15 protein-coding genes are annotated in these 14,408 nt (G+C 70.7%); 6 read left to right on the top strand and 9 right to left on the bottom strand.

Features of this window, described 5'->3' with window-relative positions; genetic code table 11:
* Positions 1-48: 48 nt before the first annotated feature.
* The gene (locus ACZ6QO_RS28955) at positions 49-678 is read right to left on the bottom strand and encodes a Clp protease N-terminal domain-containing protein (RefSeq protein ID WP_465855093.1); all 630 of its coding nucleotides are present in this window, start codon (positions 676-678) and stop codon (positions 49-51) included.
* A 208-nt stretch (positions 679-886) separates the two neighbouring features.
* Between ACZ6QO_RS28955 and ACZ6QO_RS28950 the strand changes: the two genes are divergently transcribed.
* The gene (locus tag ACZ6QO_RS28950) at positions 887-3,139 is read left to right on the top strand and encodes a molybdopterin-dependent oxidoreductase (RefSeq protein ID WP_465855091.1); all 2,253 of its coding nucleotides are present in this window, start codon (positions 887-889) and stop codon (positions 3,137-3,139) included.
* A 164-nt stretch (positions 3,140-3,303) separates the two neighbouring features.
* Here the strand turns inward: ACZ6QO_RS28950 and ACZ6QO_RS28945 are convergent, their stop codons facing one another.
* Positions 3,304-3,771: an ATP-binding protein gene (locus ACZ6QO_RS28945; protein ID WP_465855089.1), complete on the bottom strand. Its 468-nt coding sequence runs from the start codon at positions 3,769-3,771 to the stop codon at positions 3,304-3,306.
* A 385-nt stretch (positions 3,772-4,156) separates the two neighbouring features.
* On the opposite strand from ACZ6QO_RS28945, the gene ACZ6QO_RS28940 reads away from it, so the two are divergent.
* Complete coding sequence (locus ACZ6QO_RS28940; protein WP_465855087.1) at positions 4,157-5,410, top strand: helix-turn-helix domain-containing protein; 1,254 nt, start codon at positions 4,157-4,159, stop codon at positions 5,408-5,410.
* Between the two features lie 22 nt (positions 5,411-5,432).
* Here the strand turns inward: ACZ6QO_RS28940 and ACZ6QO_RS28935 are convergent, their stop codons facing one another.
* The 3 genes from ACZ6QO_RS28935 to ACZ6QO_RS28925 all read right to left on the bottom strand — a co-directional run bounded on the left by ACZ6QO_RS28935 (position 5,433) and on the right by ACZ6QO_RS28925 (position 7,048).
* Positions 5,433-6,035, bottom strand: a complete 603-nt coding sequence (locus tag ACZ6QO_RS28935) for a helix-turn-helix domain-containing protein (protein WP_465855085.1) — start codon at positions 6,033-6,035, stop codon at positions 5,433-5,435.
* A 75-nt stretch (positions 6,036-6,110) separates the two neighbouring features.
* Positions 6,111-6,425 carry a DMT family transporter gene (locus tag ACZ6QO_RS28930; RefSeq protein WP_465855083.1) on the bottom strand — a complete coding sequence of 105 codons (315 nt, stop codon included), beginning with the start codon at positions 6,423-6,425 and terminating at the stop codon, positions 6,111-6,113.
* Positions 6,422-7,048: an FMN-dependent NADH-azoreductase gene (locus tag ACZ6QO_RS28925; protein WP_465855081.1), complete on the bottom strand. Its 627-nt coding sequence runs from the start codon at positions 7,046-7,048 to the stop codon at positions 6,422-6,424. The genes ACZ6QO_RS28930 and ACZ6QO_RS28925 overlap by 4 nt, the downstream gene beginning before the upstream one ends.
* A 78-nt stretch (positions 7,049-7,126) precedes the next feature.
* Here ACZ6QO_RS28925 and ACZ6QO_RS28920 point away from each other — a divergent pair, with 78 nt between their 5' ends.
* Entirely contained in the window at positions 7,127-7,678 is a 552-nt protein-coding gene (locus ACZ6QO_RS28920) for a TetR/AcrR family transcriptional regulator (RefSeq protein WP_465855079.1), read from the top strand.
* Positions 7,679-8,062: 384 nt separating this feature from the next.
* Here ACZ6QO_RS28920 and ACZ6QO_RS28915 read toward each other — a convergent pair whose 3' ends face one another.
* Both ACZ6QO_RS28915 and ACZ6QO_RS28910 read right to left on the bottom strand, forming a co-directional pair.
* Positions 8,063-8,191 (bottom strand): hypothetical protein, encoded by a 129-nt coding sequence (locus ACZ6QO_RS28915; protein ID WP_465855077.1) that lies wholly within the window; start codon positions 8,189-8,191, stop codon positions 8,063-8,065.
* 985 nt (positions 8,192-9,176) lie between these two features.
* Positions 9,177-9,305 (bottom strand): hypothetical protein, encoded by a 129-nt coding sequence (locus ACZ6QO_RS28910; protein WP_465855076.1) that lies wholly within the window; start codon positions 9,303-9,305, stop codon positions 9,177-9,179.
* Positions 9,306-9,597: 292 nt separating this feature from the next.
* Between ACZ6QO_RS28910 and ACZ6QO_RS28905 the strand changes: the two genes are divergently transcribed.
* On the top strand, positions 9,598-10,398 hold the full coding sequence (locus ACZ6QO_RS28905; protein WP_465855074.1) for a class I SAM-dependent methyltransferase: 801 nt from the start codon (positions 9,598-9,600) through the stop codon (positions 10,396-10,398).
* An 86-nt stretch (positions 10,399-10,484) separates the two neighbouring features.
* Here the strand turns inward: ACZ6QO_RS28905 and ACZ6QO_RS28900 are convergent, their stop codons facing one another.
* Positions 10,485-11,471, bottom strand: coding sequence for a TerC family protein (locus ACZ6QO_RS28900; RefSeq protein WP_465855072.1), 987 nt, complete (start codon positions 11,469-11,471; stop codon positions 10,485-10,487).
* Positions 11,472-11,836: 365 nt separating this feature from the next.
* Complete coding sequence (locus ACZ6QO_RS28895; RefSeq protein ID WP_465855070.1) at positions 11,837-12,415, bottom strand: CGNR zinc finger domain-containing protein; 579 nt, start codon at positions 12,413-12,415, stop codon at positions 11,837-11,839.
* A 71-nt stretch (positions 12,416-12,486) separates the two neighbouring features.
* Between ACZ6QO_RS28895 and ACZ6QO_RS28890 the strand changes: the two genes are divergently transcribed.
* Complete coding sequence (locus ACZ6QO_RS28890; RefSeq protein WP_465855068.1) at positions 12,487-13,266, top strand: class I SAM-dependent methyltransferase; 780 nt, start codon at positions 12,487-12,489, stop codon at positions 13,264-13,266.
* 81 nt (positions 13,267-13,347) lie between these two features.
* Complete coding sequence (gene add, locus ACZ6QO_RS28885) at positions 13,348-14,397, top strand: adenosine deaminase (RefSeq protein ID WP_465855066.1); 1,050 nt, start codon at positions 13,348-13,350, stop codon at positions 14,395-14,397.
* Positions 14,398-14,408: the final 11 nt, after the last annotated feature.

The raw sequence follows: 14,408 nt of genomic DNA, 5'->3' as shown, positions 1-14,408 counted from the left end.
GCCCGCACGCCCTTCCCCGGCGCCTTGGTCCTTCCCGCGGCCCTTCGCCTAACCGTGGCCTTCGTCCTTCCCGGGGTCTTCGTCGTTCTCCTCGTCGGCGCCGGCCGGTGGGACGCCCATGGCGTCCAGGCGCCGCTCTATGCGGTCCAGGCTCTCCTGGATCCGTTCGAGGCGCGCCATGAACAACACCTGGGACGGCGAGGGGACCGGGTCCACACCCGGCGTTCCGGTGGGTCCCCGTCCCCGGCGGGTCGCGCTTTCGATGAGCTGTGCGCGCACCGCCGCCAGGTCGATCTCGTGTAGTTCCAGCACCTTGATCCCGACGCCGTGGCCCTCCTGGATGAGGCCGAGGAGGATGTGCTCGGTGCTGATGTAGTTGTGCTTGAGCTGCAGCGCCTCGCGCAGGGACAGTTCGAGCACCTTCTTAGCCCTGGGCGTGAACGGGATGTGCGTCCCGGGGGAGTCCGGGCCGCGTCCGACCAGGTTCTCGACGTCGGCCCTGGCGCCGTCCAGGCCGAGACCCGCCCGGGCGAGCATGGTGGCGGCGAGTCCCTTGCCCTCGCCCAGCATGCCGAGCAGGAGATGCTCGGTGCCGATGTAGCCGTGGTCGAGCCGCCTGGCCTCCTCCTGGGCGGAGACCACGGCGCGACGTGCCGAATCGGTGAAGCGCTCGAACACGGGCAGCCTCCGCGTGCGTCGGTGGAGCCGGCCGTCACGTCCTCGCGGAGCCGACTCGGTGCCGCTGCTTCCACTATGCGGCAATTACTCCGTCGATGGGCGGGCATTCGTCCGAGCGGATCGGCCGAGATGAGTGGCGACAAGGCAGGCATTCTGGTCTAGGTTGGGTCTCTATATCGGACTCAACCCTGGGCCTGGGGGAGACGACGTGGACACCGAGTGGCGGCCTACGGCGTGCGTGCTCTGCGCGAGCAACTGCGGCATCGAGATCAAGCTGGACGGGCGGCGCTTCGACCGGATTCGGGGTGACAAGGCCCACCCGTCCTCCCAGGGGTACACCTGCGAGAAGCCGCTGCGCCTCGACCACTACCAGAACGGCGTGGACCGGCTGACCCACCCGCTGCGCCGGCGGCCCGACGGCACCTTCGAGCGCGTCGACTGGGACACCGCCATCGCCGAGATCGCCGCGCGGTTCGCCGCCGTCCGCGACGCCCACGGCGGCGAGTCGATCTTCTACTACGGCGGTGGAGGGCAGGGCAACCACCTCGGCGGCTCCTACTCCGGCGCATTCATGCGCGCGCTCGGCGCCAGGTACCGCTCCAACGCCCTCGCCCAGGAGAAGACCGGCCTGTTCTGGGTGTCCGACCGGATGCTCGGCACCATGGCCACCGGCGACTTCGACAACTGCGAGGTCGCGCTGTTCGTCGGCAAGAACCCCTGGCAGTCCCACGGACTGCCGCGCGCCCGGCCCACGCTGCGCGAGATCGCCCGCGATCCGGCCCGGTGCATGATCGTCATCGACCCGCGGCGCACGGAGACCGCCGAGCTCGCCGACATCCACCTGCGAGTACGCCCCGGCGCCGACGCCTGGCTGCTCGCCGCGATGGCCGGGGTGCTGGTCCAGGAGGACCTCATCGCCCACAGGTGGCTGGCCGTCCACGCCGTCGGCCTGGAGGCGGTCCGCGAGGTCCTCGCGTCGGTGCCGGTCACCGCGTACTGCGAGATCGCGGGCGTGCCCGAGGAACTGGTGCGCACGGCGGCGCGCCGCATCGCCGCGGCCTCCGAGGTGGCCGTGTTCGAGGACCTCGGCGTCCAGATGACGCTGCACTCCACGCTCAACAGCTACCTGGACAACCTGCTGTGGCTGCTGACCGGCAACTTCGGGCGCCGGGGCGCCAACAACCCGCCGATCCTGTTCGCGCCGTTCGTCACCTTCGGCCACCACGGGCCGAAACGCGACCGGGTCAGCCCGGTGGCCGGGGCGCGCGTCATCTCCGGCCTCGTCCCCGCCAATGTGGTCGCCGAGGAGATCCTCACCGACCATCCGCGCCGCTACCGCGCCATGCTCGTCGAGACCTCCAACCCGGCGCACTCGGTCGCCGACTCCAAGCGGATGCGCGAGGCGCTGAAGGCGCTCGACCTGCTCGTCGTGATCGACGTCGCGATGACCGAGACGGCGCGGCTGGCCGACTACGTGCTGCCGGCGCCCTCCCAGTTCGAGAAGTGGGAGGCGACCTTCTTCAACCTGGAGGCGCCGGCCAACTACTTCCACCTGCGCCGCCCGGTGCTCGACCCGCCGGAGGGCGCCGACCTGCTGCCCGAGCCGGAGATCCACGCCCGGCTGTGCGAGGCCCTGGGCGCGCTGCCCGCCGACCGGGTGGTGCCCCTGCGCGAGGCGGCCGAGCGGGGCCGCACGGCTTTCGCCGAGGCGTTCCTGGCCGCCATGGCCGACCCGCAGCTCGCCAAGGTGGCCCCCGCCCTGCTGTACCGCACCCTCGGCCCGACGCTGCCCGGCGGCGCCGCGGCCGCCGCCTCCCTGTGGGCGCAGGCCCTGCGGGTCGCCATGACCCACCCGGACGCGGTGCGGCGGGCCGGCATCGAAGGGGAGGGCATCGAGCTCGGCGACCGGCTGTTCGACGCCATCCTCGACAGCCCCTCGGGTCTGGTCTTCACCGTCGACGAACCCTGGGACGGCTGGGACCGGCTCGGCACCCCGGACAAGAAGATCCACCTGGCGCTGCCCGACCTGCTGGACGAGCTCGCCCGCCTCGGGCCGGGCCCGGACGCGCATCCGGAGTACCCCTTCGTCCTGTCGGCGGGGGAGCGGCGCGCCTTCACCGCCAACACGATCTTCCGCGACCCGTCCTGGCGCAGGCGCGACACCGACGGCGTGCTGAGGGTCAGCCCCAAGGACGCCGCCGACCTCGGCCTGTCCGACGGATGCCGGGCGCGGGTGACGACCAGACGCGGCTCGGTCGAGGCGACCGTCGAGATCACCGACACCCTCCAGGCCGGGCACATCTCCCTGCCCAACGGCCTCGGCCTGTCCTACCCCGGCGAGACGGGCGAGGTCACCACGGGCGCCCCGCCGAACGAGCTGACCTCCTCAGAAGACCGCGACCCCTACGCCGGCACCCCCTGGCACAAACACGTCCCCGCCCGCGTGGAGGCCCTCGCCTAGTGCGGTGGCCACATCCCTTCACCGGGGATGCCCTTGCTCACCCCGCCAGGTGCTGGATGTGGTCGGCGCCGGGTCGGCGAGTCGTGGTACGGCGAAGCCGGCGCCGCCGTACGGCGCCCGACACCCGGCGAACGTTCGTGGACAGCGCACCAGCAGAGCTGTGATCAGCGGTCCGCGCTTCGCCCGGGCCGTGTTCTCGCCGGCGCGGACACGGGGGTGCCGTACGCGAGCGGCAGGTGGACGACGATGTGCTTGCCGCCCCCCGCGGTCGGCTCGACGGTGTGCACGCCGCCCGCCTCCTCGGTCAGCAGCATCACCATCCGCAGCCCCCGGCCCCCGTCGTCGTACGGCGCCGTGAGCGCGCGCGGCAACCGCGGGTGGGTGTCGTGCACGGCCACGGTCAGCCAGAGGTCGTCCGCGGCCAGCGCCACCGTCGTGGTGGGCGACTCCGCCGCCGCGTGCTCGGCGACGTTCGCGACCAGCTCGGTGACGATCAGGCCGGCCGTGAACGCCGTCTCCGGGTGGATGCCCCACCGCTCCAGCGTGCGGGCCGTCTCCCGCCGCGCCGCCGGTACCTGCTCGACGGTGGAGACCACGACGAAGACGTGGTTCACGCGCTCACCCGAAGACATCGACCTTTCCCTTTCTTCGAGACCGAAGGGCGCCCCTTGGTGTTCGGGGGCTGGGTGTCAGCGTCCGGGGTCACGCATGTGCGGAAAACTTCAATCCGTCATTGATCGCACACATACTGTTATGCCAGATTGGCATCGCGTATGCGGTGGACGCGCCGTACCGTGTCGCGTCCGGTGACGGTCACGGCATCGCGGAAGGAGGCCACGGTCCATGTCAACGCCCACGCCCACGTCCACGCCCGCGTCCGCGGACGGGCGGATGTGCCCCGGGTGCCGCAGGACTCTGCTCAGCCGCTACAGCCGCGACTCCCTCTGCGCGACGTGCCTGCGGGCCGCCCGCGGCGAACGTCCGGCGGCGCCGACGTGGCTGTGGGACTCGGCCCCCATGCGTGAAGCGCTCGCGGCCGGAGACCTCGCGGCGTTCGTCGGCCTCGTCCGCTCGGCGATGGGCCTGAGCCAGCTCGAACTGGCCGGCCTGGTCGGGTGGTCCCAGAGCACCGTCAACCGCGTAGAAGGCAACCGGCGCGACACCCTCTACGACATCCGCGAACTCGTCCGCTTCGCCGACGCCATCCCCATGCCGCGCCACGCCCTGCTCCCCCTGTTTCTGGGCAATGCCGTGCCAGGCGCGGATATTGAGGGCATAGAGCCGTATATGGAAATGGACCGCCGTCATTTCACCGGAGTCGTGGCTGCCGGTCTCGCGGGCATCGGATGGAGTGGTCCCCCTGTTCACGGCCAGGTCGGCGCGGCGCACGTCAAGCACCTCAAAGCGACTATCCAACGCCTGTACGCGCAAGACCAGCGGATAGGCGGTGGCCTGCTTCTCGCCCCCGCGTTGCATCACCTCGCGCGGGTGCGCCGGATGCTCGACGAAGCCGATTACGGGGAGTCGATCGGTCGTCGTCTGGTGTCCATCGCCGGAGAGTTGTGCGTCTGCGCCGGCTGGCTGGCCTACGACTCCGGGGATCAGCGGCTCGCCCGGCAGTTGTACGGGGAGGCGTACATGTACGCCGAACATTCCGGTGATGATCTACTGCGGACCAACATCGCCTCCTATGTCGCGATGCAAGCCGTTCGACTCGCGCGAACGAAACCTGGTCGAGTTGGAGAGGCGCTACGTTCGGTGGCGGCCGGAAAGGACGCCGCCCGGACGTGGGCGACTCCGCGGGTGCACGCGCTCTTGGCGGTACGCGAGGCCACCGCTCACGCCGTTATGGGCGACGACATCGCCTGCCGTAGGGCGATGGCAACCGCCTGGCGAGAGGTGGATCGCGGCGTCCGCCAGGATGATCCTGATTGGGCGGGGTTCATTACCCCCAGCACCTTGGTCTATTTCGAGGGCTTGACGGCGATGACCCTGGGGAAGCATTCCTCGGCGATCGACAAGTTCCAAAGCCTGCTCTCGGATGTGTCGATAGGGGAGCGCAACAGGATCTACTACCGTTCTTGTCTGGCGAACGCCTTGTTGAGTGCCGGAGCGAAGACGGACGCGCTCGCGGAGGGCATCCGATTGTTGCCGTTGACAACCGGCTCTCGGCGGACGTTGGAGGAGCTTGGGCCGCTCAGGAAGGTCGCGGGGGAGTCGTCCGAGTTCGCGCAGCAGTACGACCGCCTGCTCGCGGCGCAGAGGTCGTGAGGCCGACTCGCTGGACGCGCCCTCACTGCTCCTCGGACGTGGCCCGCCTGGCGGGGCGGGCGCGCAGGTGGGCGCGTTCGCCCTGGGGGCCGAAGAGGGCGAGCAGTTCGACTGGGTGGCTGTCGGCGGAGCCCATCCAGTGAGGGACGTGGGTGTCGAACTCCGCGACCTCTCCGTGCTTGAGCACCAGGTCCCGATCGCCCAGGATCAGCCGCAGCCTGCCTTCCAGGACGTAGAGCCACTCATAACCCTCGTGCGTCCGCAGATCAGGCTCGCACTCGTCGTCGCGTCGCGGCGGGATGACCAGTTTGTGAGCCTGCAGGCCGCCGGCCCGCCGGCTCAGCGGCACGACGGTCATCCGGCCGCGGCGCACCGGGCGCAGGTGTACGCGCGGGTCACCGGTCTGCGGCGCGCCCACCAGCTCGTCGAGCGGGACCCCGTAGGCGCGGGCCAGAGGGAGCAGTAGTTCCAGATTCGGCCGGCGGCTGCCGTTCTCCAGGCGTGAGAGCGTGCTCTCTGAGACGCCGGTGTCCTGTGACAGCTCGGCCAGGGTGAAACCGCGTTGTTTGCGAAGCTCGCGGAGTTTCGGGCCCACCGCGGCCAAGACGTGCTGCAGGTCGTCCACACCCCTCACCTTGCCGAAACGGCATGAGAGATGGCAACCCAAGGCGCCGGCGGGGTCACGTCGGGTCTGTTCGGCTCAGGCGGTGACCCGGGCCAGCACGATGCCGCCGACGATCAGGGCGAGCGCCGTCATCCTGCCCGCCGATACGGCGTCGCCGTTGACGACGATGCCCAAGGTGATCGCGCCGACCGCGCCGATACCGGTGAAGACGGCGTACGCGGTGCCGACCGGGAGCGTGTTCATCGCTTGGGACAGCAGCCACACGGCGCCCGCCATCAGTGCCAGGCAGACCAGCGTGGGCAGCGGCCTGGTGAAGTTCTGCGTCGGCTTGATGCTCTGGGACCAGGCCATTTCGACCAGCCCGGCCAGGGCCAGGATCAGCCAGTTCACCGGGCCGCCTCCCGCAGGGCCGCCGCCAGCGACCGTTCGTGCCGCTCGCGCAGGTGGGCGAGCGAGGGGTCGAGGCGGGCGTTGACCAGTTCGGCGTGGATGAAGGTGACGTCCTCGACCCTGAAGTGGCCCTTGAAGAAGTCGCGCAGATAGCGCTCCTGGTGGTCGTACGGCTCGCGGGGTGTGCCGGGGCCGTAGGCGCCGCCGCGCGCGCTGGTCACCATGAACGAGCGGCCCTGGAGCGACATCTTGGGAAAGGTGATCTGGTCGAGCCAGGCTTTCAGCGCCGACGGGATCGAGTAGTTGTACATCGGTGTGCCGATGAGGATCACCTCGGCGGCCACCACCTCGTCGAGCAAGGGCTCCAAGATGGCCCAGGCCTGGCTCTGGGCAGGGGTGCGGACCGCCTCTCGATAGCGCGAGATGTCGGTGATCTCGTGCGCCAGGATGTGGTCGCAGATCTCGGTCCATGCCTCGCCGATGTGCGGCACGGGTTGCGCGGCCAGGTCGCGGTAGACGTAGCCGGCCTCAGGGTGGGCAGCCCGCCAGGTCTCGGCGTACACGCTCGACAGTCTCCGCGAGAACGACGTGCGGCGGGCGCTGGCGTCCAGGTGCAGCAGCATGAGCTTCCTCGTCCCAGGTATGTGGACACGGTGTCCGGATGACTATAACCGGACGATGTGTCCACATACAATGGGTGCATGGAGAGAGCCGACGCCGCACGCAATCGCGCACGCATCCTGGAGGCGGCCGCGCTGCTGTTCGCGGAGCGGTCCCCGCAGGACGTGACGATGGACGACATCGCCAGGAAGGCCGGGGTGGGCCGGGGCACCCTCTACCGCCGCTACCCCGACCGCGCCTCGATCGCCGTGGCGCTGCTCGACGAGCACGAACGGGAGCTGCAGGAACGCCTGCTGCGCGGCGAGCCGCCCCTGGGCCCGGGAGCGCCGCCCGCCGAGCGGCTGGCCGCCTTCTACGCCGCCATGGTCCGCCTCCTGGAGGACCACTCGCACCTGGTGCTCGGCTCGGAAGTGGGCCGCTCCCGCTTCGAGACGGGCGCATACGGCTTCTGGCGCGCCCACGTGCGTGCGCTCCTGACCGCCGCGGGCACACCCGGCCCGGACGCGCTGGTCGAGGTCCTGCTCGCGCCGTTGGCCCCCGAGGTGTACGGCTACCAGCGCACGAAGCTCGGCCTCACCCCGGAGCAGATCGCCCAGGCACTGGTCAGGCTCACGACAGTCTTGGACCGGTAACCGGCTGGGGAGGGCGCGCCAGGGCATGGGAGACGGCCGATGGGGGGCGTTGTTCGGGGGAGGGGTCCTGGCGGAGCCGCGGACGGGGAGTGGGGCGGCGGGCCGGGAAGGGGTTCGTGTGCGTCGATCCGGGCTCACGACGGTCGCCGTCTCAGATCACGGCGTTTTCCGTTTCTCGTGGCTTGGACGCTGCCGTCGCGGCTGCCGTAGGCCGGAATTTCGATTTCGTTCCGGATGGCGCCGGGCTTGTCGGCGAGGTGGTGCTTTCGCTGCCTTCTTGCGGTGTCCGGTGGGCTGCCGGGTCGTCCGCGAATCAGGCTGGGGGAGTGTTCCTGTTATCTTTGGCGTTCGTCGTCGTCGGGATTGTCATTTCCGGTTATCGTCTTAGTCCCAGGTGGTGCCGGCGGTGCGGGAGTAGCCGTCCCAGGTGGTGCCGGCGGTGCGGGAGTAGCCATCCCAGGTGGTGCCGGCGGAGCGGGTGGCGGTGGCGGCGGAGAAGGTGGTGGAGGTCATTTCTTGTCTCTTTTCTTGAGGGCTTTTGTTTCGTCCTTGTGAGTACAACTCTCCGGCATTCCGAGCCCTCGGAACAGAGAATTCGGCGACAGCAAGCTGCACGCCCCTGACCACTTGCTGCCATCTGGAAGGCGGCCATGCCGCCAACAGGGTCACCGCCCGCGTCGGCGCAGGTCACAGGCGCCGCCGCTGGGCTGTCCTGGCGCGTCGCGGGTGGGATCGCACGGGGTGTGGCGCGATGCGGACACGGCGATCGGGTACGCCGCGTGCCGGTTTTCCCCTCGCCGGGCCTTGCATCGCCGCGCGTAAGGGGTCCGTAGGGATGCGCTCCTCCGTGCCGGACGGAGGCCGGCGCGGGAATGCGGGGGACTCCGGGCTTTCTCGCGCTCACGCGGGGTCATGGATGCTGCCGGCCTGTTGCGACGCCGGGGCGTAACGCGGGGCTGCCTCGGTGTGGGAGCCGATCGGCAGGAACGGCCGGCCGTCTGCGGCAAGCCAGATGGGGAAGGGGGGCAACGATGTGCCATGTACGGCTGGGCCCGAGGGGCCGAACAGGGATGACCTGTCTGTGCGGCGGGCCCGAGGCTGAACAGGGATGCCTGCTCTGTACAGCGGCGCCTGAGGGGCAGGGCGGGGAGTGGCCTGCTGTGTACGGCGTACGGCGGCGGGGCCCGAGGGGGCGGGGTGGGGATGAGGTGCCGTGTGCGGCGGGGGCCGAGGGGGCGGGGCCGGGGTGGTGGTCGGCTCGCGTGGCCGGGCGCCGGTTCTGATGGGCCGGCCGGGCGTTGATTCACCGGATATACGGGTGCCGGGCCGAGGGGTTCTTTTTCTTCCGCCGGTTTCGCGAACCGGGATCTATCGCCGGGGCGGGGCGGGGTGTTTATCTGTTGTTGTCGGCGGGTGGTGCTGCGGGCGGGTTTCTGTGCGGATCTTTTTTTTGGATCGGATGGTCTGTTGCTTTATTGTCGAAGTGAGATTTGGTGGGTTAGTCCCAGGTGGTGCCGGCGGTGCGGGAGTAGCTGTCCCAGGTGGTGCCGGCGGTGCGCGAGAAGGAGTCCCAGGTGGTGCCGGCGGAGCGGGTGGCGGTGGCGGCGGAGAAAGTGGTGGAGGTCATTGTCTGTCTCTTTTCTTGAGGGCTTTTTGTTTCGTCCTTGTGAGTACAACTCTCCGGCATTCCGAGCCCTCGGGACAGACAATTCGGCGGCAGCAAACTGCACGCCCGTGACCACTTCCTGCCACTCGATCGAGTGACATCTCCCTCCCGCGTCCCAGGCGGGCATCACCGCAGGTCAGCGTGCTGTTCCAGCCTCCCGGCAGACGGCCCGCGCTGCGACGCCGGGCCGATCCGGGACGCGGATCCTCGGCGGCCGGCGCCAGAGAGGAGCGGGGCGCGACAGGATGGGGACATGTGCGCCGACCGCCGGCTGCGTGTCACCTTCGACAGCGCGGCCTCCCTCTACCAGACCGCCCGTCCGGACTATCCGGATCCGCTGTACGCCGACCTGCTCGCCATGACCGGCGTCCGGCCGCCCGCGCGCCTTCTCGAAGTCGGGTGCGGTCCGGGCAAGGCCACGCTGCGCCTGGCCCGCATGGGGTTCCGCATCACGGCGATCGAACTCGGCGGCGCTCTGGCGGCGGAGGCCGGACGCAACCTCGCCGAGTTCCCGGAGGTCTCGGTGGTCACCTCGCCGTTCGAGGAGTGGGCGGCGCCGTCGGGCGCCCTCTTCGACCTGGTCTACGCGGCCACCGCCTGGAAGTGGGTGGATCCGGCAACGAAGTACGCGAAGGCGGCAGCTCTGCTCCCTCCCGGCGGCCACCTGGCGGTGTGGAACGCCGACCACGCCTTCCCTGTCGGCTTCGACCCGTTCTTCACCGAGATCCAGCAGGTCTACGACGCGATGGGGGAGGGCGACGGCTCCCCGTGGCCGCCACCACCGCCCGAGGACCAGCCCGAGCCGACCGCCGCCGAGTTCGAGTCGTCCGGCCTGTTCGACGTCGTGGGGACACGTCGTCACGTGTGGGCTCTGCGCTACACCGCCGAGGAGTACCTCGCCCTCCTGGACACCTTCTCCGGCCACATAGCCATGGAGCCCGCCAAACGGGAACACCTCTACGCGGAGGTACGCCACCTCCTCGCCGCACGCCCGGACGGACGGCTCACCCGCCACTGGTGGGCGATGCTGACGGTGGGCCGCCGCCGCCCATGACTCGTCCGTGCTCTAGTCGCCCGGCGGGCTGGTCGCCTGGGCGGCGGACGACTACGCGGCCCTTTCGGATCGTCTACTCGGCCCTCTCAGATCGCCGGCCCGCCAGGAGCTGAGCCGCGGGTTCGCCGGTCGACGTTCCCGGCGCCCGTGGAGGGTGGTCCGGCCCCGGGGCGGGTGGTGAACCAGCTCGCGGTGACGGCGGCGGTCAGGATCGCGGCGACCACCGCCAGTGAGACCCCGGTCGGGATCTTGTAGACGTCCAGCAGCAGCATCTTCACGCCCACCCACACCAGCACCAGCGCCAGGCCGAGCTTGAGGTGGACGAACCGGTGCATCAGCCCGGCCAGCATGAAGTACATCGCGCGCAGGCCGAGGATGGCGAAGGCGTTGGAGGTGAAGACCAGGAACGGCTCGGAGGTGACGGCGAAGATCGCGGGGATGGAGTCGACCGCGAAGACGATGTCGGTCACCTCCACCAGCACCAGCACCGCCAGCAGCGGGGTCGCGGCCCGCCTGCCCGCCTGGCGGACCCAGAACCGCTGCCCGTGGTAGTCGTCGGTGACCGGAACCAGGCGGCGGAACAGCCGTAGCGTCCTGCTGCGCGCCGGGTCGACGGTCTCGCCCCGATGCAGCGCCATGCGGACGCCGGTCAGCACCAGAAAGGCGCCGAACACGTACAAAACCCAAGCGAAGCTCGCGATCAGCGCCGACCCGGCGGCGATGAAGACGCCGCGGAAGACCAGCGCGCCCAGCACGCCGTAGAACAGCACATGGTGCTGGTAGCGCGCCGGCACGGCGAAGTGGCCGAAAATGATCGCGAACACGAAGATGTTGTCGACGGCGAGCGACTTCTCGATCAGGTAGCCGGCGTAGTACTGGCCTGCGAACTCGGCGCCCCAGCACCACCAGACGGCGGCGCCGAACGCCAGGCCGAGGCACACCCAGATCGCCGACCACAGGGCGGCCTCGCGCATGCCGATCGCGTGAGCGTGGCGATGGGTGAACAGGTCGACGGCGAGCATCGCGGCGATGACGCCGAGGACGGCGGGCCAGGCCCACAAAGCGACGTTCACAGAGGGGCACCTCTCCGGTCGAAGCGACCGGAGGTCTCCCCGCCGCCCGGGCCACGTGGCGCTCCGGGACGGCCGCCAGGACCGGGTGGGCATCGGGCCCGCCGTACTGACGACCCTGGCGTGTTCGGGTACTCCCCTCCGCGCCCCCAGGATACGTGACCGTCATACCCCGCGAAAGGGCTGGTCAGCGGGCTGAAGACGGTCAGTTGGTCAGGCCGGACATCGGTTCGTCGGAACGGACGTCAGCCGGTCAGGGCGCGGAGGGCGGCGGCGAGCAGGCTGGTGCGCTGGGCGGGGGTCAGGACGCCGTCGCCCGTGGACGGCAGCGCCAGCGTGCCGTTCTTGGCGACCGCGTACGCGGCGGACTAGGGATGTTGGGCGCGGGCGCGGAAGGCGGCGGTCTTGGCGCGGTTCTGGCAGGCGGTGGAGCAGAAGCGGCGGGTGCCGTTGCGGGAGGTGTCGACGAAGACGCGGTCGCACTGGTACGCCGTGCACACCCCGAGCCGGTCGTGGAGATCGCTGCCGAGCACGATGGCCAGGCCGGTGGCGCACGCCGCCGCGTAGTCGTCTCCCATGGTGCCGCTGGGGCCGTGGAAGTGCAGATGCCAGGGCTCGCCGTCGTGCCGTTCCAGGTGGGGCCGCGCCTGTGTGCGGTCCAGGAGGGCGTTCGCCTGCCCGGCCGCGGTGTCCAGGTCTCCGGCCTCGACCGCGTCGAAGATCACGCGCAGCTCGTCCGCCACGCTGGACAGCTCGGCCGCCTCGGCGTCGGTCACCTCGCGGGTGTGCCGGCCGCCCGCCCTCAGGGCGTCGGTGGCCGCGGCCCGCAGGGCGGGGCCGGGCGGGGGAGGGGCGTACTCCCGGCCGCGCGCCCGGCCGCCCGTCAGCGTGTTGACCAGGGCGGCGGCGATGGCCACCACCCCGTCGGTGTGACTGTTGAAATTCACTTGACCGGTTACATCCTCACGTCCTACGGTGTAACTGCTCAAAGCCTATAAGACAGTTACGGAGACTCTTCATGTCCATTCTTCCGCGCGAACGGGCTCAGGACTGGATCGCCCGCTGGGATCGCCAGCAGGAGGGCTACATGACCGACCGGGAGGCCCGCTTCACCGCCTTGATCGACGCCGTGGAGGCCGGTGCCGGACGCCCCGACCCGCTGGTGCTCGACCTCGGCTGCGGGCCGGGGTCGCTCGCCGCCCGCCTGCTCGCCCGCCTGCCCGAGGCCACCGTGGTCGCCGTCGACGCCGACCCGCTGCTGCTGGCGCTCGGCCGCGCCGCCCACGAGGGCAGGCCTGGGCTGCGCTTCGCCGACGTGGACCTGCGCACCCCCGGATGGACCTCCGCCCTCGGGCTGGACCGGCCGGTGGACGTCGCGGTGAGCACGACCGCGCTCCACTGGCTGGCCGAGCCGGAACTCCGGGTGGTGTTCGCCGAGCTGGCAGGCGTGATGAGGTCCGGCGGGCTCGTCCTCAACGGCGACCACATGGAGGTCGCCGACGTCGCGCCGACCCTGGCCGAGCTGGAACGTGCGGTGCACGAGCGCGCGACGCGGCGGCGTTTCGGCGCCGGCATGCCCGAGGACTGGCGCCAGTGGTGGGACGCCGTGGGCGCCGACCCCCTGCTCGCGGCGCTGCGGGATCAGCGCGACCGCAGAGTGGCCGGCGCCGGCCACCACGGCTCTGAGTCGCAGGAGCTGTCCACGCACGTCACCGTGCTGCGCGAGGCCGGCTTCACCGAGGTCGGCACGCTGTGGCAGAACGGCCATGACCGCCTGCTGTGCGCCGTCCGCGGCTGATCGGCGGAATCTGACACATTGATGTGAGATTTCTGGGCGAAGGCTTTCGTTCGTCTCGGTGGCTGCTTAGGGTCGGGCGCTATGACGGACAGCATCGGCTCGATCGAGGCGTTCATCGCCGCTCTGCCCAAAGTCGAACTGCACCTTCACCTGGTGGGGTCCGCGTCGGTGCCCACGGTTCTGGAGCTCAGCCGGCGGCACCCCGGCGGCCCGGTCCCCTCCAGTGAGGAGGAACTGCGCGACTTCTACGTCTTTCGCGACTTCCCGCACTTCGCGGAGATCTACGGGAGCGTCAACAGCCTCGTGCGCGAACCCGAGGACATCGCCACCCTGGTCACCGGCGCGGCGCGCGACCTGGCCGCGCAGAACGTCCGGTACGCCGAGCTCACGGTGACGGTGTACTCCCACCAGCTGATGGGCATGTCCCCGGCGGCGATCACCGAGGCGCTGGACGTGGGGGCGCGCCGGGCGGCGGCCGACCACGGGGTGCGCATCGGCTACGTGTTCGACATCGCCGGCGAGCTCGGGGCCGAGGCCGCGCGGGCCACGCTCGGCCACGCGCTGTCCGCGCCGCCGGAGGCGCTGGTCGGCTTCGGCCTGGCCGGCATCGAGCAGGAACGCCCGAAGCACCGCGACGTCTTCCGGGACGCCTTCCGCGCGGCCACCGCCGCCGGCCTGCACAGCGTGCCGCACGGCGGTGAGATGAGCGGGCCCGAGACGATCTGGGAGGTCATCGAGGGCCTCGGCGCGGAGCGCGTCGGCCATGGCATCAGCTGCGTGCGCGACCCCCGGCTCATGGCCCACCTCAAAGAGACGCAGATCCCGTTGGAGGTGTGCCCCACCTCCAACGTGCGCACCCGCCAGGTGCCCGGCATCGAGTCGCACCCGCTGCCCCGCCTGCTGGAGGAAGGGCTGCTCGTCACCCTCAACAGCGACGACCCGCCGATGTTCGCCACCACGCTCAACGCCGAGTACGGCGTCGCGGCCCGCGTCTTCGGGCTGGGGGAGGCGGAGCTGGCCGGGCTGGCCCGCAACGCGGTGCGGGCGTCGTTCCTCGACGAGCGGGCCAAGCGCGAGATCCTCGACGAGATCGACCAGGTACGCGCCGCGCCGCCGCGGCCGGCCCGCTGAGCCGCGCCGGA

The organism is Sphaerisporangium sp. NPDC049457, from assembly GCF_055586705.1.
The sequence above is the reverse complement of the archived record's forward strand: the minus strand, read 5'-3'. Positions and strand labels throughout refer to the sequence as shown.

What these genes read in the sequence shown, in the direction of transcription:
- ACZ6QO_RS28890 (WP_465855068.1), top strand. Translation starts at nt 12,487, where the DNA reads ATGTCCATTCTTCCGCGCGAACGGGCTCAGGACTGGATCGCCCGCTGG.
- add (WP_465855066.1), top strand. Translation starts at nt 13,348, where the DNA reads ATGACGGACAGCATCGGCTCGATCGAGGCGTTCATCGCCGCTCTGCCC.
- ACZ6QO_RS28910 (WP_465855076.1), bottom strand. Translation starts at nt 9,305, where the DNA reads ATGACCTCCACCACTTTCTCCGCCGCCACCGCCACCCGCTCCGCCGGC.
- ACZ6QO_RS28925 (WP_465855081.1), bottom strand. Translation starts at nt 7,048, where the DNA reads ATGCTGCTGCACCTGGACGCCAGCGCCCGCCGCACGTCGTTCTCGCGG.
- ACZ6QO_RS28920 (WP_465855079.1), top strand. Translation starts at nt 7,127, where the DNA reads ATGGAGAGAGCCGACGCCGCACGCAATCGCGCACGCATCCTGGAGGCG.
- ACZ6QO_RS28915 (WP_465855077.1), bottom strand. Translation starts at nt 8,191, where the DNA reads ATGACCTCCACCACCTTCTCCGCCGCCACCGCCACCCGCTCCGCCGGC.
- ACZ6QO_RS28940 (WP_465855087.1), top strand. Translation starts at nt 4,157, where the DNA reads ATGCGTGAAGCGCTCGCGGCCGGAGACCTCGCGGCGTTCGTCGGCCTC.
- ACZ6QO_RS28945 (WP_465855089.1), bottom strand. Translation starts at nt 3,771, where the DNA reads ATGTCTTCGGGTGAGCGCGTGAACCACGTCTTCGTCGTGGTCTCCACC.
- ACZ6QO_RS28905 (WP_465855074.1), top strand. Translation starts at nt 9,598, where the DNA reads ATGTGCGCCGACCGCCGGCTGCGTGTCACCTTCGACAGCGCGGCCTCC.